The organism is Kribbella sp. ALI-6-A, assembly GCF_001984195.1.
In the GTDB taxonomy this organism is placed as follows: Bacteria; Actinomycetota; Actinomycetes; order Propionibacteriales; family Kribbellaceae; genus Kribbella.
This window is the reverse complement of the sequence record NZ_MTQN01000006.1, coordinates 106,987-130,121: the sequence shown is the minus strand read 5'-3', so window position 1 is coordinate 130,121 and position 23,135 is coordinate 106,987. Positions and strand designations below refer to the sequence as shown.

Below are 23,135 nucleotides of genomic sequence, written 5' to 3'. Positions count from 1 at the left end.
CTCAGCTTGTCCCCATGCTCGCCGACGCCGCCCTGATCGCCATCATCGCCGTGGTGGTCGTCCTGGTTGCCGGTACCGCCGGACTCGTCGTCACCCGCGGCCGCCGGACCCGTGAGCTGCCGACCACGACGCCGCCGGCGCCGATCGAGACCGCCGAGCCGACGGTCGGCGAGGACGCCGAGGAACCGCGGGACACGCCGACCCGCACGCTCGAGGACACCGAGCTGCCGACGCTGGAGAAGCCGGAGTCCGCGCAGGGCCGGCTGGTCCGCCTACGTGCCCGGCTGGCCCGGTCGCAGGGCTCGCTCGGCAAGGGGCTGCTCGCGCTGCTGTCCCGCGACAAGCTGGACGACGAGGCGTGGGAGGACATCGAGACCACGCTGATCACCGCGGACGTCGGCGTCGCGCCGACCCAGGAGCTGGTCGAGCGGCTGCGCACCCGGGTCCGCGTGGAGGGCGTGTCCGGCGACCAGACCCGCGCGATCCTGCGCGAGGAGCTGATCACGCTGGTCGACCCGACGCTGGACCGGTCGCTCAAGGTCGACCGCAAGGACGACCAGCCCGCCGTGATCCTGATGGTCGGCGTCAACGGCACCGGCAAGACCACCACCGTCGGCCGGCTGGCCCGCGTGCTGGTCGCCGAGGACAAGAAGGTCCTGCTGGGCGCGGCCGACACCTTCCGGGCGGCCGCCGCGGACCAGCTGCAGACGTGGGGCGAGCGGGTCGGCGCCCGGACCGTGCGGGGCGCTGAGGGCGGTGACCCGGCCAGCATCGCGTTCGACGCGGTCAAGCAGGGCATCGAGGAGAAGGCCGACGTCGTGCTGATCGACACCGCCGGCCGGCTGCACACCAAGACCGGTCTGATGGACGAGCTGGGCAAGGTCCGGCGCGTGATCGAGAAGACCGCCGAGGTGGACGAGGTGCTGCTGGTCATCGACGCCACCACCGGGCAGAACGGGCTGACCCAGGCCCGGGTGTTCGCCGAGGTGATCAACGTGACCGGCCTGGTGCTGACCAAGCTCGACGGTACGGCGAAGGGCGGCATCGTGATCGCCGTCCAGCGCGAGCTCGGCGTACCGGTGAAGCTGGTCGGGCTCGGCGAGGGGGCCGACGACCTGGCGCCGTTCGACCCCGAGCAGTTCGTCGACGCGCTGCTCGACTGACCGGCTTCACAGTTGCCGCTCGACGCGGTTTCACCTCGTTCGGGTTCGGCCCGATCTGGTATCAAGAGTCATGAGCCGACCGAGGATCGTCGTCGTGGGCGCCGGGTTCGCCGGGTTCCACGCTGCCAAGACGCTGTGCCGGGTCAGCAAGGGCCGGGCCGAGATCGTCGTGGTCAACCCGACCGACTACTTCCTGTACGTGCCGCTGCTGCCCGAGGTGGCGACCGGCATCCTGGAGCCGCGCCGGCTGACCGTGTCCCTCGCGGACGCGCTGCCGGAGGTCCAGCTGGTGCTCGGTGAGGTCGACGGACTGGACCTGGAGGCCCGCAGGGTCTCGTACGAGGACCCGGCGGGCAAGGCCGGCGCGCTGCACTACGACCGGCTGGTGATCGCCGCCGGCAGCGTCAACAAGCTGCTGCCGATCCCCGGCGTGGCCGAGCACGCGCACGGCTTCCGCGGGATCCCGGAGGCGGTCTTCCTGCGCGACCACCTGACCCAGCAGATCGAGCTGGCCGACGCCACCGACGACCAGGCCGAGCGGGACGCGCTCTGCACCTTCGTCGTGGTCGGAGCCGGCTACACCGGGACGGAGGTCGCCGCGCACGGCGTGCTCTACACCGAGCTGCTCAAGAAGCGCCGGCCCCGGCTGCGCGACCAGCGGATGCGCTGGATGCTGCTGGACATCGCGGACCGCGTGCTGCCCGAGCTGGACCAGCGCCTGTCCCGTACGGCGGACAAGGTGCTGCGCAAGCGCGGCGTCGAGGTCCGGATGGGCTTGTCGGTCGAGGAGGCCAAGCACGACTGCGTGCGGCTGACCGACCAGACCGAGGTCCCGACGAACTCGCTGATCTGGTGCGTGGGCGTGCGCCCCGACCCGGTGGTCGAAGGGCTCGGCCTGAAGACCGAGAAGGGCCGCCTGGTCGTCGACGAGTACCTGAACGTTCCGGGCCACCCGGACGTCTTCGCCTGCGGGGACGCGGCCGCCGTACCCGACCTGACCCGGCCCGGCGAGGTGACGCCGATGACCGCGCAGCACGCCGAGCGCCAGGGGCGGCGCGCGGCTCACAACGTCGCCGCGTCGTTCGGCAGCGGTGAGCGCAAGCCCTACATCCACAAGGACCTGGGCTTCGTGGTGGACCTGGGCGGGACGGACGCGGCGGCCAACCCGCTGCAGGTCCCGCTGGCCGGTCTCCCGGCGAAGGTGGTGACCCGCGGCTACCACCTGCTCTCGATGCCCGGCAACCGCATCCGTACGGCGACCGAATGGCTGTTCGACGCGACGCTGTCCCGGCAGAGCACCAACCTCGGCCTGATCCCGGCCGTCGACGTCCCGCTGGAGACCGCCAGCCCGGAGCGGGTGCGGCGCCATCCGTAGCCGGTAGGTTTCACGGCCATGGAGCTGGAGAACCTGCTGCGCGACCTCACGCCGAAAGTGGTCGGTGCCGTGGTCCGGCGGACCGGTGACTTCACCGCGGCCGAGGACGCCGTGCAGGAGGCTCTGCTGGCCGCGGCCCGCACCTGGCCGCGTGACGGCGTACCGGACAATCCACGGGCCTGGCTGATCCAGACCGCCCACCGGCGGGTGATCGACGAGATCCGCCAGGAGCAGGCGCGGCGGCGCCGGGAGGAGCTGGCCGCGCAGCGCGACGTACCGGCCGACGACGTCGAGGACGCCGACGACACGCTGCGGCTGCTGTTCATGTGCTGCCACCCGGACCTGACCGCCGCCTCCGCGATCGCCCTGACGCTGCGGGCGGTCGGCGGTCTGACCACCGCGGAGATCGCGCAGGCCTACCTCGTGCCCGAGGCGACGATGGCGCAGCGGATCAGCCGGGCCAAGCAGAAGATCAAGGGGGCGAGCTTCGAGCTCGCGCCGGACGACGACCGGCTGCGCAACGTGCTGCACGTGCTCTACCTGATCTTCAACGAGGGCTACACGTCCAGCAGTGGCCCTGAGCTGCACCGCAGCGACCTGGCGGCCGAGGCGATCCGGCTGACCCGCATGGTGCACGCGCTGCTGCCGGCCTGCGGCCAGGTGACCGGACTGCTCGCCCTGATGCTGTTGACCGACGCCCGCCGGGAAGCGCGGACCGGCTCGGCAGGTGAGCTGATCCCGCTGGCCGAGCAGGACCGGTCGCTGTGGAACCAGGAGCTCATCACCGAAGGGGTCGCGCTGGCGGTCGACGCGTTCAGCCGGCCTCCGCTCGGCGAGTACCAGCTGCAGGCGGCGATCGCGGCGCTGCACGACGAGGTGGACAAGCCCGAGGAGACCGACTGGCCGCAGGTGCTCGCGCTGTACGGCCTGCTGGAGAAGCTGTCCGGCAATCCGATGGTCACGCTCAACCGGGCGATCGCCGCGGCCATGGTCGACGGCCCGGACGCCGGGCTGGCGCTGCTGGAGCCGCTCGACGAGCCGCTGGCCGGTCACTACCGGCTGGACGCCGTCCGCGGGCACCTGCACGAGATGCGGGGTGACGTCGAGGCCGCCGCGGAACACTTCCGCGCGGCGGCCCGGCGTACGACGAGCTTGCCCGAACGCGACTACCTGACGCTGAAGGCCGCCGCGATCAGTGATGCTGCGCGAAAGCCGCGCTGATCTCGTCGCGGCCCTCACCGGTGGCCAGCAGCAACCTCAGCAGCACCCGTGCCTTGTACGGATCGAGGAAGCCGCCGTCGATCAGCCCGCGGGCGAGCAGGTCGGACTCGGAGCCCGCGGTCTTGTAGGTGCTCCGCAGGACTGAACCACCACCGGTCCGCGAAGTCAGTACGACGGGGATGCGCTCGGCCAACGCACCCAGCACCGGTGCGAGCGCGGCCGGGACATGGCCGACGCCGTAGCCCGCGACGACCAGCCCCTGATGAGTGTCGGCCAGTCCCTCGAGCAGCAGGCCGTCGTCGTCCAGCGTGACGGTGTAGAGCGCGACACGGGCCGCGTCCAGGTCACCAGCCTCAGCCCGCCCCGGTACGCCGTCCTGACGCGCAGGCCGGGCCAAGATGCGGACCTGGTCCTCGACCAGGTGGCCGATCGGTCCGGCGTTGGGAGACGCGAAGGTCGCCGTACTGGTGCTGTGTGTCTTGCGGACCCAGCGGGCGGCGTGGATCTGGTCGTTGAAGACCACCAGCGCGCCCAGGTCCCGCGCGGCGGGGGAGCAGGCGACGCGGGCGGCGCCCAGCAGGTTGGCCGGGCCGTCCGGGCCCGCCAGGGTGGGGTTGCGCATGGCGCCGGTCAGGACGAACGGGTGCGGGTGCGGCCACACCTGGTCGACCAGGAACGCGGTCTCCTCCAGCGTGTCCGTGCCCTGGGTGACCACGACGCCGGACGCACCGGCGCCGACCGCCTTGGACGCGGCGTCCACCACGTCGAGCATCCGCGCCAGCGTGAGGTTGCCGCTGGACACGGCCTCGACGTCCTGCACCTCCAGAGGCAGCCCCAGCTCGGCCAGACCCGGCACCGCCGCGGTCAGCTCGGCCCCGGTCAACCGGTTGGTGGCTCCGGCCACGGAAATGGTGCCGCCGAGGGTGAAGAGCGCGACGCTCACGGGCAGGTTCCTCTCGTTCGTCACAACCAGCGGCCGAAGGCTACTACCTACCGCGACCTGGCGCGCACGTGCAGTCGTTCACCCTGCGGACCGAACAGGCAGAGCATCTCGACCGGCTCCGGTCCGGGGTTGCCGAACCAGTGCGGGACGCGGGTGTCGAACTCCGCGACCTCACCTTCCTTCAGGATGAAGTCCTGGTCGTCCAGCACCAGCCGGAGCTGCCCGGACAGTACGTAGACCCAGTCGTAGCCCTCGTGGGTCTGCTGGTTGACCTCACTGCCCGGCCAGCCCGGCGGCGCGATCTGCTTGAACGCCTGCAGCCCACCGGGCCGCCGGCTCAGCGGGATCGCCACGGCGCCGTGGTGACGCTTGATCGGCTTGGCGTGGATCCGCGGGTCACCGGTCGGCGGAGCGTCCACCAGCTCGTCCAGCTGGACCTGGTGTGCCCTGGCCAGCGGCAGCAGCAGTTCCAGCGTCGGCCGCCGCTGGCCGGACTCCAGGCGGGACAGGGTGCTGATCGAGATACCGGTGGAGGTCGCCAGGTCGGTCAGGGTGGTCCCGCGCTCCTGGCGCAGCCGGCGCAACCGCGGGCCGACCGCTTCCAGGACGTCGTCGAAGTCGTTCATATTGCCATCTTGGCAAAGATGTTTGTCGTTTTCGAGAACACTGCCGATGCTCGGAGCAGATCGAGCAAAGGAGAACGAGATGTACGACGTGATCGTGGTCGGCGGCGGAGCGGCGGGACTGAGCGGGGCGCTGGCGCTGGTCCGGTCCCGCCGGTCGGTGCTGGTGATCGACCAGGGCGACCCACGCAACGCTCCCGCCGACGGGGTGCACAACTACCTGAGCCGCGACGGCATCCCGCCGCTGGAGCTGACGGCGATCGGCCGCCAGGAGGTGATCGGGTACGGCGGTGAGGTGATCACCGGCACCGTCACCTCGGCCCGGGCGACGAGCGGCCCGGAGATCGGGTTCGTGGTGGAGACGGCCGACGGCCGGTCGTTCGAGGCGCGGCGGCTGCTGGTGACGACCGGGGTGACCGACCAACTGCCCGACGTACCGGGGTTGGTCGAGCGGTTCGGGCGGGACGTGCTGCACTGCCCGTTCTGCCACGGCTGGGAGGTCCGGGATCAGGCGATCGGCGTACTGGCGACCGGGCCGATGGCGATCCACCAGGCGATGATGTTCCGGCAGCTGACCGACGACCTGACGCTGTTCCTGCACACCGGACCCGAGCCGACCGAGCAGCAGTGGGAGGAGCTGGCCGCGCGCGGGATCTCTGTGGTGCAAGGCGTTGTCGAGCAGGTCGAGGTCACCGACGACCGGCTGACCGGCGTACGGCTGGCGGGTGGCCGAGTGATCCCGCGGCAGGCTCTGGTCGTGCAGACCTACCTGCGGGCGCGGGCGGAGTTCCTGGACGAGCTGGGCCTGAAGCCGGGCGAGCGGGAGATGCGCGGCGTCACCGTGGGGGTCGCCGTCGACGCCGGACCGGCCGGGACGACCAGCGTGCCGGGGGTCTGGGTCGCGGGCAACGTGACCGATCCGATGGCCCAGGTGATCACCTCGGCGGCGGCCGGCCTCGCGGCCGGAGCCGGGATCAACGGCGAACTGGTCGGCGAAGACACTCGACTGGCGGTGGCCGCACGCAGTAGTTGAGGAGTTGAATGGAGGCGGGAGGGTGGATGCGCGACACGATCGACCCCGATTTCGCCTCGTACGTCGATGCGCGACAGGGCAGGTGGCTCCGGACCGCGACTCTCGTCTACGGCGACCGGACGAGGGCAGAGGTACAACTGCTGCACGCCTTCAGCCGCCTGGCGCTGGTCTGGGAACGGCAGGACGACCCGGACGTGTTCGTCCAGCGCCTGCTCTACCAACCGGCTCTGTCGCGCCGACGGCGGTTGAAGGCCGTGCCCACCGACGACACCACGCTCACGGCGCTGGCCGCACTGTCGGCCGTCCAGCGAACCGTCTTCGTCCTGCTGTACTACGAGGAGCTGACCGAGTTCGAGATCGCCGACCTGCTCAGCCTGTCGCAGCCGGCGGTCCACGGTCACGGCCAGACCGCGCTCAGCCGCTTCCGTAGCGAGCTGGGCCTGGGTGACTGGCGGAACCCGGCGGCGCAGCGATGAGACGCGAGGACGTCCGACCCCTGCTGGCGCGGGCGGTCCAGGACCTGCCGGACCCGGACCTGGCCGACTCCGCCTGGGCCAGCGGTCTGTCGGTTCGGCGGAGCAGGCGCCGTACCGGCGTGGTCGTGACGATCCTCGTCGTGCTGATGCTGGCGGTGACCAGCGTCGTGGTCGCGGTCAACGGGCCTCCGTTCGGTCTGACGCCGCCGGAAGAGGTGCCGAGTCACCCGCCGGGATTCGTGCCGCCGGCGGGGCAGATCGCCGGGATGGACTTCTGGATCGCACCCCGCGGCGGCAGCGAGCCGTACCTCAACCGGATGGTCACGCCGATCGGAGGCGAGCTGGACTACCCGAAGGACCCCGCGCCACTGAAGGAGCAGCCGGTCGAGGAGATCGCCGCCGTGGTGCTGGCACGCGACGGCGACACCTTCCGGCCACTACTGCTGGCGAGTACGGCGGGCTGGTCCGAGGTCGAGGTCGACCTGGCCGCGATCGCCACCGGTGCACCTCTCAGTGCCGGTTCGGTCGCTCCTACCGGACGATTGGTCGCCTTTCCCCAGCCGGGCGCGGTGGTGGTGGTCGACTCCACGCAGGCCTTGGTACGGCGGATCACGGTGCCGGACCGGGATGTCCGCAGCGTCTCCTGGCTGGGCGACAGCGCCCAGTTGCTGGTGAGCGGCCTTCGCAGCACCTACCGCGTGTCGGTCGAGGAGGCGACGAGCACCCCGATCCAGGCGAGCGTCGACCCGGCCGCCGCCACCGCGCCGTACCGACTGGACGGAGTTACGGGTCAGGTGGTGCTGATGCGCTCCACTCCGCGCGGCTGGACAGCGGACCGCCCGGTGGAGCTGCCGGTAGGCAGCTGGGCCGGACAGACGTTCACCAGCGGGAACGTGGCGGCTCGGGTGTTCGTGGCCGATGAGCTGCCGCAGGTGGAGACAGTCGCGTCGCGCCCGCAGGTGGTCGCTGCCATCTCGGCGGTGGACAGCGTGCCGAGCCGGCTGCTGGTCCTGGGGGAGACGCCGCCGGCCACACCTGCGCCATCCGGGCCGCAGGCACCCGTGGCGGTCCGGGAGCGCGACTGCTGCGCTGTGCTCGGCTGGTACGACAGCGAGACGGTCCTGTTCCAGGTGACGGGCTGGATCCTGGCGTGGAGTCTGGAGTCCGGTCAGGTCCGCCGGGTCGCCGAGCTGGAGGTGCCGATGGTTGCGCTGGGCCCCGGATTGCGCGGCTGATCCCGAGCTGAGCTACTCCAGGATGCAGCGCAGGGTCATCTGCACCAGGTGGTCGGCGTCCTCGACGCTCGGCATCGCCTGTCCGGTCAGCGCGCGGATGACCAGGACACCGGCGAGCCACTGCACCATCAGCACCGGGTCGGCGTCGGCCCGGACGGGTTCGCCCCGCCCGCGGGCACGCTCCAGGGCGGCCGCGGTGTGGTCGACCCGGCGGTCCAGGAAGTTGCGGTAGAAGACGGCGACCTGCTCGTCGCGGTTCATCTCCGAGACGGCGAGCCGGATCATCGCGAGACCCTCGGCGGTGTTCACCAGCGCCAGCGCGTCGCGGTAGACCTGGCGCAGGTCGCCCGCGATCGAACCGGTGTCGGCGTCCGGGATCTCGATGTCGAAAAGATCGGCCAGCGCGTCGTTGGCCAGCTGGTCCTTGCTGGCCCAGCGCCGGTAGATGGTCGCCTTGCCGACGCCGGCCGCCTCGGCGACGTCGTCCACCGTCATGCCGTCGAACCCTCGCTCCAGCAGCAGCTGGACGGCGTACCGCCGGATTCTCGGCTCCGCCTCCGGGTCCCGTGGCCGGCCCCGGCGTGGTCTTTCCCCGCTGTTCGTTCCCATCGATGTGTTCCCCAGCTCGGACGGTCGCAGTGGCGCGGCTGCGAGCCGTGTGGTCAGGCCAGACTGCCACACCGGGGCCGATGTCACCTGGATGTCACCTGACCGCCTGCTTTGTCACACTCCCGAAACATCACGACCGATCGGCTGAAACGGCGCGCCGACACCGTTTGCGGTGTGGCCACGCGTGGGCTTCCCGGCGTTGTGGAGAACTCCTCGATGAGGACGCGGGCCACCCCCAGATCGATGGAAGGGATGACGTTGATGGAGATCAACGCCGGCGATACCGCCTGGGTCTTGGTCAGTGCCGCCCTGGTGTTCTTGATGACACCGGGCCTGGCTTTCTTCTACGGCGGCATGGTGCGCGTCAAGAGCGTGCTGAACATGATGATGATGAGTGCCATCACCATCGGTGTCGTCACCGTGCTGTGGGTGGTGGTCGGCTACTCACTCACCTTCGGCGGTGACAACGGTGGGGTGATCGGCGACTTCTCACTGGCCGGGCTGAGCGGCCTGATCGCGCCCGACGCGGTCACCGGCACCATCCCGACCCTGGCCTACGTCGGGTTCCAATTGATGTTCGCGATCATCACCCCGGCACTGATCTCGGGTGCGATCGCCGACCGGGCGTCGTTCCGCGGCTGGATCGTGTTCGTGGCGCTGTGGACCTGCCTGGTCTACTTCCCGGTCGCGCACTCGGTCTGGTACCTCGACGGCGAGGGCGGCGGCGGCTTCATCGGCACCGGCATCAAGGCGATCGACTTCGCCGGCGGTACGGCGGTGCACGTGAACGCCGGTGCGGCGGCGCTGGCGCTGGCGATCGTGCTCGGCAAGCGGGTCGGCTGGCGCAAGGACCCGATGCGGCCGCACAGCCTGCCGCTGGTCGTGCTCGGGGCCGGGCTGCTGTGGTTCGGCTGGTTCGGCTTCAACGCGGGCTCCGCCCTGACCGCCGGTACGACGGCCGCCGTCACCTTCGTGAACACCCAGGTCGCCACCGCGGCCGCCGTGATCGGCTGGCTGATCGTGGAGCGGATCCGGCACGGCAAGGCCACCACGCTGGGTATGGCCTCCGGCGCGGTCGCCGGTCTGGTCGCGATCACCCCGGCCTGTGGCGCGCTCACCCCGGTCGGCTCGCTGATCCTCGGTGTCGTTGCCGGTGGCATCTGCGCCTTCGCGGTCTCGCTCAAGTACAAGCTCGGCTTCGACGACTCGCTCGACGTCGTCGGCGTGCACCTGGTCGGCGGTCTGGTCGGCTCGCTGGCGATCGGCTTCCTCGGCACGGCCGCGGCGCCGTCCGCGGTGGACGGTCTGTTCTACGGTGGCGGTGCCGGTCAGCTCGGCCGGCAGGCACTGGCGAACCTGATCGTCGGCGTCTACTCCTTCGTGGTCGCGTTCGTCCTGGCGAAGCTGATCGACCTGACCATCGGCTTCCGGATCAAGGAGGACGACGAGCTCACCGGTGTCGACCAGGTCGAGCACGCGGAGACGGCGTACGACTTCCTGGCGGCGGGCTCCGGCCTGCGCGGCCCGGCCACGGTGGTCCGCACGCCGGCCCCGGTGGTCCAGGACGACGCACCGGACACGAAGGACTCTGCTGAGAAGGAAGGTGCGAACGCATGAAGCTGATCACCGCGGTGGTCAAGCCGCACAAGCTCGAGGACGTCCGGACCGCGCTGGAGACGTTCGGCGTGACCGGGATGACGGTCACCGAGGCCAGCGGCTACGGCCGGCAGAAGGGCCACACCGAGGTCTACCGCGGCGCCGAGTACGAGGTGGACCTGGTCCCGAAGGTCCGGCTCGAGGTGGTGGTCGAGGAAGGTGACGCCGCCGACGTGCTCGACGTGATCGTGAAGGCCGCGCAGACCGGCAAGATCGGCGACGGCAAGGTCTGGGTGACCCCGGTCGAGACGATCGTCCGGGTCCGCACCGGCGAAGTCGACGGAGACGCTCTCTAGATGGTGGACCGGGCAGCACAGCGGCGCGCACGGGCCGAGGAGGCCGACGCGCTGCTGTACCTGCTCCTCTCGAAAGCCTGCGACGCCCTCGGTGTGCCCACCGAGGGCGTCGCGCTGGTCGCCGTCGGCGGCTACGGCCGGGAGGAGCTGTCGCCGTACAGCGATCTCGACGTGATGCTCGTGCACGTCGAGGGGTACCCACGGGTGGACGAGCTGGCCGCGCAGATCTGGTACCCGCTGTGGGACTCGCGGACCAGGCTGGACCACAGCGTGCGGACCTTGGAGCAGGCGCGTCAGGCGGCGGCGGACGACGTACGGGTCGCGCTGGGGCTGCTGGACGCGCGGCATGTCGCGGGGGACTCGCACCTCACGCTGCAGCTGCGGTCTGTGCTGATGGCCGACTGGCGTCGTACGGCCAAGGATCGGTTGCCTGCTTTGGCGCAGGCTTGTCGTGACCGGGCGTCGTCGGTCGGCGAGCTGGCGCATCTGGCCGAACCGGACCTGAAGGAGGCGTACGGCGGGCTGCGGGACGCGGTGGTGCTGCGTGCGCTGGTCGCGTCATGGCTGGTCGACGTGCCGCATCCGGTGCTGGAGCGGGCCCGGCTTGATCTGCTGGACGTCCGCGATGAACTGCATGCTGTTGCCGGGCGGGCAACCGACCGGTTGGTTGCCGATGTCACCGGCGATGTCGCCGCCGGGCTCGGACTTCCGGGCCGCGATGCGCTGCTGCGCCACGTGTACTCGACCGGGCGCACGCTGGCCCACGTGTGCGACGTGTCCTGGCGGCGGATCGAGAGCCTGGTGGCCAGACCGCCTCGCTCGCGGCGCCGCCGTACCGGTGGGCCGTTGCTGCTCGCGCTGGACGAGGGGGTCGGGCAACACGAGGGTGAGGTCGTGCTGATGCCGGACGCGCGGCCGGAGCGAGACCCGGCGCTCGGCCTGCGGGCAGCTGCTGTTGCTGCGGACAGGGAGCTGGTGCTGTCGCCTCCTGTCGCCGCACGGCTCGCTGCGACGGCTGCCGAGCTGCCGGAGCCTTGGCCGGGGGAGGCGCGGCGGCTGTTCTGCGCGCTGCTCGGTGCTGGTCAGGGACTGCTCGAGGTCTGGGAGACGATGGACCAGACCGGCTACATCTCGCGGCTGCTGCCCGAGTGGGACAGCGTGCGCTTCCGGCCGCCGCAGTCGGCCATCCACCGCTACACGGTCGACCGGCACCTGCTGGAGACCTGCGTCGAGGCGTCGTCCATGGTCCGCGACGTACGGCGGCCGGATCTGCTTCTGGTCGCCGCGCTGATCCACGACCTGGGCAAGGCGGTCGAGGGCGACCACAGCGTGACCGGTGCGGCGATCGCGGCGGTGATAGCGCGCCGGCTGGGCTTCAGCGAGGCCGACGCCGACACGATCACCCTGCTGGTCCGTCAGCACCTGACGCTCGCGCAGGTCGCGACCCGGCGGGATCTGGACGACCCGATGACGGTGGACCTTGTCGCGGGCATCGTCGGCGACACGGAGACGCTGGACTTGCTGGAGGCGCTCACGTACGCCGACGCGCGGGCTGCCGGCCCTGCGGCGTCGTCACCGTGGCGGCTGCGGCTGGTGGGGGAGCTGGCTCGACGTGTGCGCGGCGAGCTGTCGGGAGGAGGCTCGACTCTCTGGCACGAGGCTCCGCCTCTGCCGATGCCCGAGCTGCACCAGGTAGTCGGGGTCGGCCGGCTGGGCGTGACGGTGTCGGAGCACCACGGAGACCTGCGGGTCAACGTGGCCGTGCCCGACCAGGTCGGGACGCTGTCCACAGTGGCGGCCGTACTGGCTGTGGAGCGGCTCGCTGTGCGCTCTGCGGTGATCACATCGGTGGAAGGACTCGGTATCTCGTCGTGGACGGTCGCCGGAGCCGCACCTGATCCGGTGCGGCTCCGGGACCGGCTGGCCGTGGCTCTGCGCGACAACAGCGACCTCGTACGCCGGTTGGCGGCGCGGGACTCGTCGGTGTCGCGCAAGGGCCCTGCTGCTCGAGTCGACTTGTTGCCTGAGGCGTCGGAAACGGCAACGGTGCTGCAGGTCCGGGCACACGACCGGCCAGGGTTGCTGTACGACGTGACGGCGGCGATCGCGGCGACGGGTGCTGACATCCGGTCGGCTCATGTGAGCACGCTGGGTGCGGAGTGTGTCGACGTGTTCTACCTGACGGATCCCCACGGCTCGCCGCTGGAGGACGAGGACGCGCGAGTGACGGCGAAAACTGTTCTGGATCGCCTGACCTCTTAGGGTCATCTGTTGTGGATGTCGTAGAGGCCTTTCAGCTCCAGGCGGCGGCGTGTGAAGAGCTGGGCTCGCCGCTGTACGCCGATCTGCTCCGCCGGCTCGTGGACGACTACGAGCTCGGCGGCATCAGCACCCGGGTGCTGGCTGGGCACGAGCAGGACCCAGGGCCGTCCGCGCTCGCACTGCGGCTGCTCGGCTCGGTGCACCGGCTGGTGCTGGCCGGTGAGGCGCCGGAGCTCGGCGTGTTCTACCCGAGCGTCGGAGGCGAGTGGGATCCGGTCCTGGGCTGGACGGCGTTCGAGCAGGTACTGCAGGCGCGCGGACCCGAGCTGCAGAACCTGCTGACGCAGCCGCCGCAGACCAACGAGGTCGGCCGCTCGACGGCCCTGTACGGCGGACTCCTGCGACTCTTCGAAGCGGTGCCGCTGCCGGTCCGGCTGTTCGAGATCGGGGCAAGCGGTGGGCTGAACCTACGCGCCGACTGCTTTCGCTACCAGGTGGCCGACCAGTCCTTCGGTGCCGCCGACAGCCCAGTGGTCTTCGCCGACGCCTGGACCGGCCGGCCGATCATCCCCGCGCCCGGGCTACGCATCGCCGAACGGGTCGGCAGCGACATCAACCCGGTCAACCCGCTGAGCGAGGACGGCGCGCTCACGCTCACGTCGTACGTGTGGCCGGACATGACCGAACGCCTCGAGCGGCTCCGCGGCGCCCTGGAGGTCGCGCGTGCGGTGCCGGCCGACGTACGGCGTGAGGACGCGGTGTCGTTCCTGCGCAATCTGGAACTGTCCGAGGGACACGTCACGGTCGTCTGGCACTCGGTGATGTGGCAGTACCTCACGCGCGCCGACCAGACCGCCGCCGACGAGGCGATCGCCGCGTTGGGGGAGCGGGCCACCGCGTCAGCTCCGCTGGCCCGCCTGTGCCTCGAACCGATGCGCCGCACGCCGGAGGCGCCGTACGAGTTCCTGGTGGTGCTGCAGACGTGGCCGGGCGGCGTACGGCGGATCCTCGGCCATGCGGCGCCGCATGGCTTGCCTGCGGTCTGGGAGTAGACCTCAGCTGTCGAACGCGGCAACCAGCGTGTCGGTCAGCTCACGGGCGTACGTGCCGTCGGGATCGAGATCCGGGTCGAAGATCCCGACGTCGATCCCCACGCACTTCTCCGACGCGAGCAACGGCTTCAACAGCGTCCGCAGCTGCTCGTGCTGGATCCCACCCGGATCCGGACTGTCGACCGCGGGCATCACCGCCGCGTCGAGGATGTCGACGTCCAGATGCACCCAGAACCCGTCGAGTTCCTCCAGTTGCTGGAGCACCTCGCCGGCCGTCCCGTCCCCGATCTCCGCCGCCGGCCACGTGCCGATCCCCGCCGCCCGCACGTCGCCCGCGTACTCGTCGTCATCCCGGATCCCCAGCAGCACCGCGTCCTCGTCCCGCACATACGGCTTCAACCCGTCGAGATCGACCAGATCGTCCTGGCCCCGCCCGGTCACCAACGCCAGTGCCTCCCCACCCGCCGCCCCGACGTACGGCGAGTTCTCCACCGTCCGAAAATCCGAGTGCCCGTCCAGGTACACCACCCCGAACCGCCCCCGCCGCCGCAACGCCACCGCCGGCCCGAGCAAGTTGCTGCACTCCCCACCCAGCAACACCACAAGGTTGCCCTCATCAACCAACTTCCCCACCCGCTCGGCCACCTTCAGGCTGTACGACGCGATCCCCGCCGCGTTGAACACGCCGTCCCCTGGCTTCCAATCCCCGCGGTCGTACCGTGGCGGCGTCACATACCCACCGTCCGACGCTCCGATCCGCCGGACGAACCCTTGATCCCTGACCGCCCCCGCCAACTTGTAACACCCCGGCACAGTCCCGTCCTTCGGCGGCCGCAACCCCAAGTTCGAAGGCCCGTCCACCACAACCCGCCGCTTCGCCACCGTCGCCGCCCCTAACCACTAGTGGATGCCTGAGTGGTTAACCCTAGGCCATCTGGGGTGCTTCCACTAGCGGTCACGCTCCGTCGTACGCTCCGGATTCGGCGGCATCGGCCTACCCGCTCCCCGCGCTCCCTGCCCCAACGACGGCCGCCTGCTCGTAGCCCCCGCCGCGGGTGCCACCCCGTTCAAGAACCGAATCTCCGGGACCTCGTTCTGCGCCGCCGTCGAGGGCATCCCAGCACCACGGGCCAACCCGTTCGTTCGACGGTTCGGATCCGATGACGCCCCGCCGCCTCGTTCCCGCGCTGCTGGATCGAAGACGTCGCCCGGGAACGGACCGTTCCGTCCGGACGCGTAGTGCCCGCGGATCGCGTCGACCGCTGAGTTGACCTTGACGGCGATGTCCTGTGCCACGCTTGCCCCGATGCTGCTGCCCATATGCCGGATCTCGGTCCAGGCCGGGTGCAGCATGGGCCTGATCAGTGCCGCTCGAACCGCCTGGTGGTCGCCCGCAGGTACGACATCGGCCAGGCGATTCTGCAGAACGCCGTCGGCCAGGCAGTCCAGGTGGAGCACGCCAGGTCCGCGGGACAGCTCGTCGAGCAACGCACCATCGCCCTTCCGTGGTCCGGAAGCCTGAACGATCAGCCCCTCGATCGCGGCGTACGGGGCGGGGTATTGAGGTTTCGGAACGGGTAGGCCGCCGTACCCGGCCCGATCCGCGAAGGCCTCGAGGTCGGCCATCGCTCGCACCTCGGCGACACCCTCCATGATGTTCCAGATGAGATTGCTCCGGACCGCATTACGGGCTTGCGGGGCGTCGAGTTCCATCCCCGCGTGAGTGGCTTCGTGCAGGATCGTCGCCAACGCCTGGGCCTGCTCAGAGGCCATACTCGAGAAGCCCGAGCCGCGCAGATGACGCAGCACGTGCTGGTCGGACAAGGTGATCGCACCCGACTGTCTGTCGACGCTGCCCCAGTTCCCGCTTCCCCCGGCGAGGAGTTCGCGGTTCCAACGGTCCGTGGTGGTCGGACGCAAGGCCCGCGCCAGGTGGTAAAGCCGCTCGAACTCCTTGTAGACGGGGGTTCCGCGCGGTACGAGGTGCGCGCGAGTGTCCACCAGATCAGCTGTTCTGTCCTGGCTGATCGTCTGCCGGCCACAACGGGTTGCGCAGCCCGTCCTCCACGTGCTCCATCGATCGCGTCATCGCCCTGATGTCCGGCGCCTCGTCACGGTCGGCGCGATCGGCGATCTCCCAGATCTTCCGCCGCGCCGTGGCGAGCGCCTCGATCTGCTCCTCGACCGTGCCCTGGACCTGGTACGCAGCGGCCTGGATCCGCCCGGCCTCGTGGTACAGCTCGCTGTACTCACGCGGTGGAGCAGGCGGCTCGGCCAACGAGGCGATCAGCGTCTTGGCCCAACGAAGGTCGTCATCGGCGGCGTCGTCCGGTATCAGCTCCAGCAACCGAGCCTGCTCTGCGGCCACGTCCGCGCCCTCCCGCCGCACGCGACCCCGCGCGTCGGTGTACACCGAGTTGAACTTCGCGATGTCCAGAGGCACGGCTTCTCCTTCGGTTGAGATGTCTGGTGAAACGCTAGCCGTTCGGCGCGTTGGGCGACCGCCGTCATCCACAGGTCATCACAGGACGGAGTCAGCGACCTCCTGATCGGGCCTCGTCTCACGTCGCGAGTCCCTGGATCGGCGCTCCCGGGCCCGGCACCTAGGCGGAGCTCAGCCAACTGGTGGCGGGCTCTCCGCTGACCGTCCGACGGTTACTCGCGCTCCACCCCTGACTCCGGTCGCCGGCCCTTCGCGCGCTGCGCCGCGCCTCGAGTTCCCTGCCCCAGCGAAGGCCGCCGTGCCGTCGCTCCAGCGGCAGGCGCCACCCCGTCCAGAAACCGCATCTCCGAGCCGCGCCCCTCCGCAGGTGTCCGCCCGCCGCGGCCCGCCCCGTCGACTTGATCGCCGATTTCCGGCGACGACCCATCAGGCCGCCCGCCCGCAGCCGGGGCGGACCTGTCGACCCGATCACTCGCATTCGGCGCCGGCAACACCGCCAACCTGTTGCCATCAGCAATCCCCGCTGCCTCGGCGTTCGGTCCTTCCGCCGGGAACGGCTGCCCGGGCTGGGCGCGATAGTGCTGGCGGATCTCGTCGACGGTGGAGTTCAGCTTGATCTGGATATCGCGCGCGACACTCTCGCCGATGCCGCTCGCCATCTTGCCGATATGACCCCACGCAGGATGCAGCATCGGCTCGATCAGTGCCGCCCGGACGGCCTGCTGGTCACCCACAGGGACGACGTCGGCCAGCCGGTTCTGCAGCACGCCGTCCGCCAGTTCGTCGAGGTGCAGCGCGCCCGGACCGCGGGACAGTGCGTCAAGCAGAGAACCGCGTCCTCGGCGAGGACCTGACGCCTGCTTCAAGAGTCCATCGATCGCTGAGTACGGCGCGGGGTACTGAGGCGGCGGCACTGGGAGTTCGCCGTATCCGGCGAGCACCGCGAAGGCCGGAATGTCGGCCATAGCCCTCACTTCCGCGACGCCCTCCATGACGTTCCACATCAGGTTCCTGTGAACGGCGTTGGCCGCCGTCGGTGCTTCCAGAGCCATCCCCGCGTGCGTCGCTTCGTGCAGGATCGTGGCGAGTGCCTGTGCCTGCTGGTCCGCACCGCCCCGGGAATCCGAGCCGCGGAGATGGCGGAGCACGTGCTGGGCGGACAGAGTGATCGCGCCGGACTTCCTGTCGACGCTTCCCCAGCTTTCCGTTCCACCCGCGACGAGGTCACCGGTCCAGCGATCCGTGGCCGTCGGACGCAGCGTGCGGGCGAGGTGGTACAGCCGCTCGAACTCCCGGTAGACCGCGGCTTCGCGCGGTACGAGGGGCAAGCCGCTCTGCACGCGTCAGTCGTCCTGCGGCCACAACGGGTTCCGCAGCCCGTCTTCGATGTGCTCCATCGACCGAGTCATGGCTCTGATGTGCGGCGCCTCGTCCTCCGCCGCGCGATCTGCGATCTCCCAGATCCGTCGCCGAGCCTCCCGCAGCGCCGCAATCTGTTCCTCGACGGTTCCTTCGGCCTGGTACGCAGCGACCTGAATCCGTCCCGCTTCGTGGTAGAGCTCACTCCACTGCCTGGGCGGCGCGGGCGGTCGGGCCAGCGAGGCGATCAGGTACTCGGCCCAATCACGATGCTCTTGGGTCGCGTCCTCCGGAACGAGGGTCCGCAGGTGAGTCTGCTGAGTCGCCACGTCGGCCTGCTCACGTTCCACCCGATCCCGCGCGTCGGTGTACGCCGAGTTGAACTTCGCGATGTCCAGGGGCACGGGATCTCCTTCGGTCCGGACTGTAGGTGAAACGCTAGCGGCAGACAGTACTGGCCGACCGGAGATATCCACAGGTCATCGCAGGGTGGAGCCAGCAACCTCCCGATCGGGCTCCGTCTCGCGTCGCAGACCCCTGGACCCGAGCCCGGCACCCAGGCGCGCGTCAGCCCGCTGTTGCGCGCCCACCGCTGGCCGTCAAACGGTTACACCCGCTCCACCCCTGACTCCGGTCGCCGGCCCTTCCCGCGCTGCCCCGCGCCCCCTGCCCCAGCGAAGGTCGCCGTGCCGTCGCTCCAGCGGCAGGAGCCACCCCGTCCGGGAACCGCAGCTCCGAGCCGCGCCCCTCCGCAGGCGTCCGCCCGCCCCGCACCGCTCCGTCGACCCGGTCACCGTCGCCCGGCGACGGCTCATCGACCCGCCCGCCCGAATCGGGTGCGGACCTGTCGACCCGATCACTTCTATTCGGCGCCGGCAACGCCGCCAACCTGTTGCCTTCAGCAACCCGCGCGGCCTTTGCGTTCGGTCCTTCCGCTGGGAACGGCTGCCCCGGCTGGGCGCGATAGTGCTGGCGGATCTCGTCGATCTTCTGGTTCAAGCTCTGTCGGATCTCGTGCGCGACCATGCGTCCGACGTCCGGTGGTCGATCGTGCAGCAGTGTCACCCAGAGCGGATGGGTCATCGTTGCGATCAACGCCGCCCTGACCCGGAGCTGATCGTCGGCGTTTGGTGGAACGACCTCCGCGAGACGATTCCGGACAGCGGCGTTCGCCAGTTGGTCGAAGTGCATGGCGCCGGGTCCGCGGACGGCGTCTTCGAGAAAGGCGTGCCGATCGAGCGCCGGACCGGTGACCTGGCCGACGAGATCATCCATGGCGGCGAAGGCTCCGGCGTACTGCGGACGGGCGACGACAAGACCGGGATAGCCCGCGGCCGCGGCGTACAGCTCGAAGTCCGGGAGCTCTACCAGTCCCCCATTCCGGCAGTCCAGATTCGCGAGCGCACGGCGTTACGTTCGGTCGGGCCGTCGCGCGTCCCGCGGCACAACCAAGCCGCCGGCGTCAGTCAGGCAGGCCGGATTGCGCAACTCTTGCTCGAGGTGCTCGACGTGCTCGAGGACCCGCGTCATGGCGCGGATGTGGGGCGCTTCGTCCTCGGCGGCACGATCCGCGATCTCCCAGATCCTCCGGCGGGCCGCGTTGAGGGCGGCGATCTGCTCGTCGACGGTGCCCTCGACCGGGTAAGCGGCGACGTGGATTCGGCCCGCCTCGTGGTAGAGCTCGCTCCACTGTCGCTCGGGCTCCGGCGGCGCGGCCAGTGCGTCGATCAGTTCGGCGGTCCACTTTTTGTCGTGCTCCGACGCGTCGTCCGGCACCAACGCGCGCAACTCCGCCTGCTCGACCGCGACCTGAGCGGCCCCATCGCTCCGAACTCGATCCCGGGCCCGGTTGAACGCGGTGTTGAACTTCGCGATGTCCAGGGGCACAGAAGCTCCTTCGGTGGGTCGTCGGTGAAACGCTAGCTGTTCGGCACGATGTGCGACCGGACTTATCCACAAGTGCGGGAGAAGTCAGCTCCGGTCGCGATCCGTGCCGCGGTGCGGGTCTCGCCGGACCGGTCCTCCCGAGCCGCGGGCTCCCTGACCCAGCGACGGTCTCCTTGCCGTGGCGCCGGATGCGGGCGCCTGGCCGCTCAGGAATCGCAGGTCGACACCAGCCGCAGGCTCCGTGCGACCTTTCGGATCGCTCATTGCTAAGCCGTTATCGGGAGACAGCTGTATGGCAGTCGGGTTGGGCGCTTCCGCCGGATACGGCTGGCCCGGGCTGCCGCGGTAGTAGTGACGGATCTTGTCCACCTGCGCGTCGAGGTGCTGCCGGATCTCGTTGGCGACCATCAAGCCCGATTCAGCCGGTCGGGCTCGCAGCGACGGCCACAGGCGGTGAGCCATCGCTGGGATCAGAGCCGCCCGGGCTGCGCGCTGGTCCTTCTCGCCGGCCGGAACGTCGTGCGTCAGCCGGTTCTTGACGACGCTGTCGGCGAGTTGGTCGAAGTGCATGGCGCCGGGACCGCGGATCGCCTCGTCGAGGAACGCCGCGCGGCTCTTGACCGGACCGGAGACCTGGCGGACCAGATCGTCCATCGCGGCGTACCACCCCGGGTACTGCGGTGTGGTCAGGTAGACGTCCGGGTATCCGGCGGCGACAGCGAACGTCTCGAACTGCTGAACGGCGCGGTACTCGGCGAACGCCTCGATCAGTCCCAGAGACTCGTTCGTGCGGACTGCGTTCGGCTCATGCGGCGCATCGGTCTCCATCCGGGCATGGGTCGCTTCGTGGAGAACGGTTGCGAGCGCCTGTCCCTGCGCGGGACCGGCGACACCAGGGGCCGGGCCAGTGAGATGGGGCAGGACGAGCTCGGCCGACAGGCTGATGTCGCCCGATCTCGGGTCGAAGGCGCCCCACCGCTCCGGCTCGCCCGGCGGCGTGTGCAACGCACGGAGCACCCCGCTCCAACGGTCGACCGGAGTCGGTGCGATCCGAGACGCTACGGCGTACAGCCGAACGAATTCGCGATAGGTGGCGGACCCGGGGGAGACAATCGAGTCGCTGCCGCCCATCGCTCAGCTGCCCTGTCCGCGCGATCCCTCGATCGGCCACGGAGGGTCGCGCAGTTCGTTCTCCCAGTGCTCGAGCGGTCTGGTCATCGCCCGGATGTCGGCTGCCTCGTCCTCATCTGCCTGCTCGGCGAGTGCGAAGATGCGTCGGCGGGCTTCGCGAGCGGTGGCGATCTGCTCGTCGATGCTTCCCTCGGCTGCGAACGCGGCCGCGTGGATCTCAGCGGCCTGATCGTAGAGCGCGCTCCGCTGAGGTGGTGCCGGCGGCGGCTCGGCCAGACGATCGATCAGGATCGTCGTCCAGCGCTTGTCGTCCTCGGAGGCGTCGGCCGGAACCAGCGCTCTCAATCGATCCTGCTCGGCGGCGACATCGACGGTCGGGTCCTGCTCGAGATGCTCTTTCGCGTGCGCGAGAGCCAAGGTGAATTCATGGGCGTCGAGTGGCATTCGACCTGGCCCTCCTCCGTGACGGCGTCGCCTGACGTAGGCAAAGTATCCGAATCCGCGATCGGACCGCCGACATTGTCCACAGCTTCGGGTGAGGGCGTCGCGTCGGTCTCGGCCGCCTGTCGACGGCTGACTCGAGGGCGAGAGTCCTCGCGCCGGCCCTCATCGGTCAGCGGGGTCCGGGCGGGTGCGGGCGCCCGGTAGACTCGTCGAGTTGTCTGGGTTCGACTGAAGAAACGGACTTTGCTGTGTTCGACACGCTTTCCGATCGGCTTTCCGCTGCGTTCAAGAACTTGCGGGGGAAGGGCAGGCTGACCGACGCCGACATCGACGCGACCGCCCGGGAGATCCGGATCGCGTTGCTGGAGGCCGATGTCGCGTTGCCGGTGGTGAAGGAGTTCATCGCTGCCGTCAAGGAGCGGGCCAGTGGGGCCGAGGTGCGGGGTGGGCTGAACCCGGCGCAGCAGGTGATCAAGATCGTCAACGAGGAACTGGTCAAGATCCTCGGTGGCGAGACGCGTGAGCTGCGGATGGCCAAGCGGCCGCCGACGGTGATCATGCTGGCGGGTCTGCAGGGTGCCGGTAAGACGACGCTCGCGGGCAAGCTGGCGAAGTGGCTGAAGGAGACGCGGCACCAGACGCCGATGCTGGTCGCGGCCGACCTGCAGCGTCCGAACGCCGTGACGCAGCTGCAGGTGGTCGGTGACCGGGCCGGCGTACCGGTGTTCGCGCCGGAGCCGGGCAACGGTGTCGGTGACCCGGTGCAGGTCGCCAAGCAGGCGATGGACGAGGCGCGGACCAAGCAGTACAGCGTCGTGATCGTCGACACGGCCGGCCGGCTGGGTGTCGACGCCGAGCTGATGCAGCAGGCCGCGGACATCCGGGACGCGGTGACGCCGGACGAGATCCTGTTCGTCGTCGACGCGATGATCGGTCAGGACGCGGTGGTCACCGCGCAGGCCTTCCTGGACGGCGTCGGCTTCGACGGCGTGGTGCTGTCCAAGCTGGACGGCGACGCCCGCGGTGGTGCCGCGCTGTCGATCGCGCAGGTCACCGGCCGCCAGGTGATGTTCGCCTCGAACGGCGAGAAGCTCGAGGACTTCGACGTCTTCCACCCCGACCGGATGGCGTCTCGCATCCTCGGCATGGGCGACGTGATGAGCCTGATCGAGCAGGCCGAGCGGACCTTCGACGCCGACCAGGCCGCCAAGACCGCCGCCAAGCTGCAGAAGAAGGGCGGCAAGGACTTCACCCTGGACGACTTCCTCGCCCAGATGCAGTCGGTGCGCAAGATGGGCCCGCTGACCAAGATCTTCGGCATGCTGCCCGGCGCGGCCCAGTTCAAGGACCAGCTGGAGAACTTCGACGAGCGCGAGATCGACCGGATCGAGGCGGTCATCCACTCGATGACGCCGGCCGAGCGGGCCGATCCGCACATCATCAACGGCTCCCGCCGGGCCCGGATCGCGAAGGGTTCGGGCACCGAGGTGGCCACCGTCAGCGGCCTGGTCGAGCGGTTCTTCGAGGCCCGCAAGATGATGTCGGCGATGGCCAGCGGCAAGGGCATGCCGGGCATGCCAGGGATGCCGGGAATGCCCGGAATGCCGGGCATGGGCGGCGGCAAGAAGGGCAAGCAGCAGGCGAAGAAGGGCAAGTCCAAGCGCGGCTCGGGCAACCCGGCCAAGCGGGCCAACCAGGGTCCCTCGCAGCCGGCCGAGCCCGCGCCGGGCGAGCTGCCGGCCGCGTTCGGCGGTCAGCTCGGCAACAGCAACTTCGAGCTGCCGGACGCCTTCAAGAACCTGATCGACGGGGACGACAAGAACAAGCAGTGAATTCCTCCTCGGGAGGATGACGTCCGCGGGGCCTGCGCGTACGGTGAGGGAAGCGAGGCGCGAGCCCCGCGGGGGAGTGGGCGGTACGACGGACG

22 protein-coding genes are annotated in these 23,135 nt (G+C 70.1%); 12 read left to right on the top strand and 10 right to left on the bottom strand.

Annotation, left to right across the window (positions count from 1 at the left end):
• Positions 1-14: 14 nt before the first annotated feature.
• The 3 genes from ftsY (at position 15) to BWI15_RS03130 (ending at position 3,759) form a co-directional block, all read left to right on the top strand.
• The gene (ftsY, locus tag BWI15_RS03140; RefSeq protein WP_077012749.1) at positions 15-1,163 is read left to right on the top strand and encodes a signal recognition particle-docking protein FtsY; all 1,149 of its coding nucleotides are present in this window, start codon (positions 15-17) and stop codon (positions 1,161-1,163) included.
• A gap of 70 nt (positions 1,164-1,233) precedes the next feature.
• Positions 1,234-2,538, top strand: a complete 1,305-nt coding sequence (locus BWI15_RS03135) for an NAD(P)/FAD-dependent oxidoreductase (protein ID WP_077012748.1) — start codon at positions 1,234-1,236, stop codon at positions 2,536-2,538.
• A gap of 18 nt (positions 2,539-2,556) precedes the next feature.
• Positions 2,557-3,759 (top strand): RNA polymerase sigma factor, encoded by a 1,203-nt coding sequence (locus BWI15_RS03130; protein WP_077012747.1) that lies wholly within the window; start codon positions 2,557-2,559, stop codon positions 3,757-3,759.
• Here the strand turns inward: BWI15_RS03130 and BWI15_RS03125 are convergent.
• Complete coding sequence (locus BWI15_RS03125; RefSeq protein WP_077012746.1) at positions 3,731-4,702, bottom strand: asparaginase; 972 nt, start codon at positions 4,700-4,702, stop codon at positions 3,731-3,733. The genes BWI15_RS03130 and BWI15_RS03125 overlap by 29 nt on opposite strands.
• Positions 4,703-4,749: 47 nt before the next feature.
• Positions 4,750-5,328 (bottom strand): helix-turn-helix domain-containing protein, encoded by a 579-nt coding sequence (locus tag BWI15_RS03120; RefSeq protein WP_077012745.1) that lies wholly within the window; start codon positions 5,326-5,328, stop codon positions 4,750-4,752.
• 79 nt (positions 5,329-5,407) lie between these two features.
• Between BWI15_RS03120 and BWI15_RS03115 the strand changes: the two genes are divergently transcribed.
• The 3 genes from BWI15_RS03115 to BWI15_RS03105 are packed head-to-tail and all read left to right on the top strand — an operon-like array spanning position 5,408 to position 8,069.
• Positions 5,408-6,358 (top strand): NAD(P)/FAD-dependent oxidoreductase, encoded by a 951-nt coding sequence (locus tag BWI15_RS03115; protein WP_083750535.1) that lies wholly within the window; start codon positions 5,408-5,410, stop codon positions 6,356-6,358.
• Positions 6,359-6,384: 26 nt separating this feature from the next.
• Positions 6,385-6,834: a sigma factor-like helix-turn-helix DNA-binding protein gene (locus tag BWI15_RS03110; protein WP_077012904.1), complete on the top strand. Its 450-nt coding sequence runs from the start codon at positions 6,385-6,387 to the stop codon at positions 6,832-6,834.
• The gene (locus BWI15_RS03105) at positions 6,831-8,069 is read left to right on the top strand and encodes a hypothetical protein (RefSeq protein ID WP_077012743.1); all 1,239 of its coding nucleotides are present in this window, start codon (positions 6,831-6,833) and stop codon (positions 8,067-8,069) included. Before BWI15_RS03110 ends, BWI15_RS03105 begins: the two co-directional genes overlap by 4 nt.
• A 12-nt stretch (positions 8,070-8,081) precedes the next feature.
• Here the strand turns inward: BWI15_RS03105 and BWI15_RS03100 are convergent, their stop codons facing one another.
• Complete coding sequence (locus tag BWI15_RS03100; protein ID WP_077012742.1) at positions 8,082-8,678, bottom strand: TetR/AcrR family transcriptional regulator; 597 nt, start codon at positions 8,676-8,678, stop codon at positions 8,082-8,084.
• A gap of 252 nt (positions 8,679-8,930) precedes the next feature.
• Here BWI15_RS03100 and BWI15_RS03095 point away from each other — a divergent pair, with 252 nt between their 5' ends.
• From BWI15_RS03095 to BWI15_RS03080, 4 genes are read left to right on the top strand one after another with little or no spacing between them, the layout of a single operon-like run.
• Entirely contained in the window at positions 8,931-10,295 is a 1,365-nt protein-coding gene (locus BWI15_RS03095; RefSeq protein WP_237771104.1) for an ammonium transporter, read from the top strand.
• Positions 10,292-10,630: a P-II family nitrogen regulator gene (locus tag BWI15_RS03090; protein WP_077012741.1), complete on the top strand. Its 339-nt coding sequence runs from the start codon at positions 10,292-10,294 to the stop codon at positions 10,628-10,630. The genes BWI15_RS03095 and BWI15_RS03090 overlap by 4 nt, the downstream gene beginning before the upstream one ends.
• Complete coding sequence (locus BWI15_RS03085; protein ID WP_083750534.1) at positions 10,631-12,892, top strand: [protein-PII] uridylyltransferase; 2,262 nt, start codon at positions 10,631-10,633, stop codon at positions 12,890-12,892. It begins immediately after the preceding gene.
• 11 nt (positions 12,893-12,903) lie between these two features.
• The gene (locus BWI15_RS03080) at positions 12,904-13,944 is read left to right on the top strand and encodes a DUF2332 domain-containing protein (protein WP_077012740.1); all 1,041 of its coding nucleotides are present in this window, start codon (positions 12,904-12,906) and stop codon (positions 13,942-13,944) included.
• A 3-nt stretch (positions 13,945-13,947) separates the two neighbouring features.
• Here the strand turns inward: BWI15_RS03080 and BWI15_RS03075 are convergent, their stop codons facing one another.
• The 5 genes from BWI15_RS03075 to BWI15_RS03055 form a co-directional block, all read right to left on the bottom strand.
• The gene (locus BWI15_RS03075) at positions 13,948-14,676 is read right to left on the bottom strand and encodes an arginase family protein (protein WP_237771103.1); all 729 of its coding nucleotides are present in this window, start codon (positions 14,674-14,676) and stop codon (positions 13,948-13,950) included.
• Between the two features lie 216 nt (positions 14,677-14,892).
• Positions 14,893-15,945 (bottom strand): hypothetical protein, encoded by a 1,053-nt coding sequence (locus BWI15_RS03070; RefSeq protein WP_077012738.1) that lies wholly within the window; start codon positions 15,943-15,945, stop codon positions 14,893-14,895.
• A 4-nt stretch (positions 15,946-15,949) separates the two neighbouring features.
• The gene (locus BWI15_RS03065) at positions 15,950-16,387 is read right to left on the bottom strand and encodes a hypothetical protein (protein WP_077012737.1); all 438 of its coding nucleotides are present in this window, start codon (positions 16,385-16,387) and stop codon (positions 15,950-15,952) included.
• 212 nt (positions 16,388-16,599) lie between these two features.
• A complete protein-coding gene (locus BWI15_RS03060; RefSeq protein WP_077012736.1) occupies positions 16,600-17,727 on the bottom strand; it encodes a hypothetical protein in 1,128 nt (375 codons plus the stop codon).
• Between the two features lie 3 nt (positions 17,728-17,730).
• Complete coding sequence (locus tag BWI15_RS03055) at positions 17,731-18,150, bottom strand: hypothetical protein (RefSeq protein WP_077012735.1); 420 nt, start codon at positions 18,148-18,150, stop codon at positions 17,731-17,733.
• A 562-nt stretch (positions 18,151-18,712) separates the two neighbouring features.
• Here BWI15_RS03055 and BWI15_RS38655 point away from each other — a divergent pair.
• Positions 18,713-19,669: a hypothetical protein gene (locus BWI15_RS38655; protein ID WP_143465382.1), complete on the top strand. Its 957-nt coding sequence runs from the start codon at positions 18,713-18,715 to the stop codon at positions 19,667-19,669.
• Between the two features lie 48 nt (positions 19,670-19,717).
• On the opposite strand, the gene BWI15_RS03045 is transcribed toward BWI15_RS38655, so the two are convergent.
• Complete coding sequence (locus tag BWI15_RS03045) at positions 19,718-20,650, bottom strand: hypothetical protein (protein WP_143465381.1); 933 nt, start codon at positions 20,648-20,650, stop codon at positions 19,718-19,720.
• Positions 20,651-20,767: 117 nt separating this feature from the next.
• On the bottom strand, positions 20,768-21,208 hold the full coding sequence (locus tag BWI15_RS03040; RefSeq protein ID WP_077012732.1) for a hypothetical protein: 441 nt from the start codon (positions 21,206-21,208) through the stop codon (positions 20,768-20,770).
• A gap of 248 nt (positions 21,209-21,456) precedes the next feature.
• Here BWI15_RS03040 and ffh point away from each other — a divergent pair, with 248 nt between their 5' ends.
• Positions 21,457-23,040: a signal recognition particle protein gene (ffh, locus tag BWI15_RS03035; RefSeq protein WP_077012731.1), complete on the top strand. Its 1,584-nt coding sequence runs from the start codon at positions 21,457-21,459 to the stop codon at positions 23,038-23,040.
• Positions 23,041-23,135 lie beyond the last annotated feature (95 nt).

Excerpts from the sequence above, each read along its gene's own strand:
- BWI15_RS03115 (WP_083750535.1), top strand. The coding sequence starts at position 5,408 with ATGTACGACGTGATCGTGGTCGGCGGCGGAGCGGCGGGACTGAGCGGG.
- BWI15_RS03100 (WP_077012742.1), bottom strand. The coding sequence starts at position 8,678 with ATGGGAACGAACAGCGGGGAAAGACCACGCCGGGGCCGGCCACGGGAC.
- BWI15_RS03130 (WP_077012747.1), top strand. The coding sequence starts at position 2,557 with ATGGAGCTGGAGAACCTGCTGCGCGACCTCACGCCGAAAGTGGTCGGT.
- BWI15_RS03110 (WP_077012904.1), top strand. The coding sequence starts at position 6,385 with ATGCGCGACACGATCGACCCCGATTTCGCCTCGTACGTCGATGCGCGA.
- BWI15_RS03095 (WP_237771104.1), top strand. The coding sequence starts at position 8,931 with ATGACGTTGATGGAGATCAACGCCGGCGATACCGCCTGGGTCTTGGTC.
- BWI15_RS03120 (WP_077012745.1), bottom strand. The coding sequence starts at position 5,328 with ATGAACGACTTCGACGACGTCCTGGAAGCGGTCGGCCCGCGGTTGCGC.
- BWI15_RS03085 (WP_083750534.1), top strand. The coding sequence starts at position 10,631 with ATGGTGGACCGGGCAGCACAGCGGCGCGCACGGGCCGAGGAGGCCGAC.
- ftsY (WP_077012749.1), top strand. The coding sequence starts at position 15 with ATGCTCGCCGACGCCGCCCTGATCGCCATCATCGCCGTGGTGGTCGTC.
- BWI15_RS03135 (WP_077012748.1), top strand. The coding sequence starts at position 1,234 with ATGAGCCGACCGAGGATCGTCGTCGTGGGCGCCGGGTTCGCCGGGTTC.
- BWI15_RS03105 (WP_077012743.1), top strand. The coding sequence starts at position 6,831 with ATGAGACGCGAGGACGTCCGACCCCTGCTGGCGCGGGCGGTCCAGGAC.
- BWI15_RS03040 (WP_077012732.1), bottom strand. The coding sequence starts at position 21,208 with ATGCCACTCGACGCCCATGAATTCACCTTGGCTCTCGCGCACGCGAAA.
- BWI15_RS03090 (WP_077012741.1), top strand. The coding sequence starts at position 10,292 with ATGAAGCTGATCACCGCGGTGGTCAAGCCGCACAAGCTCGAGGACGTC.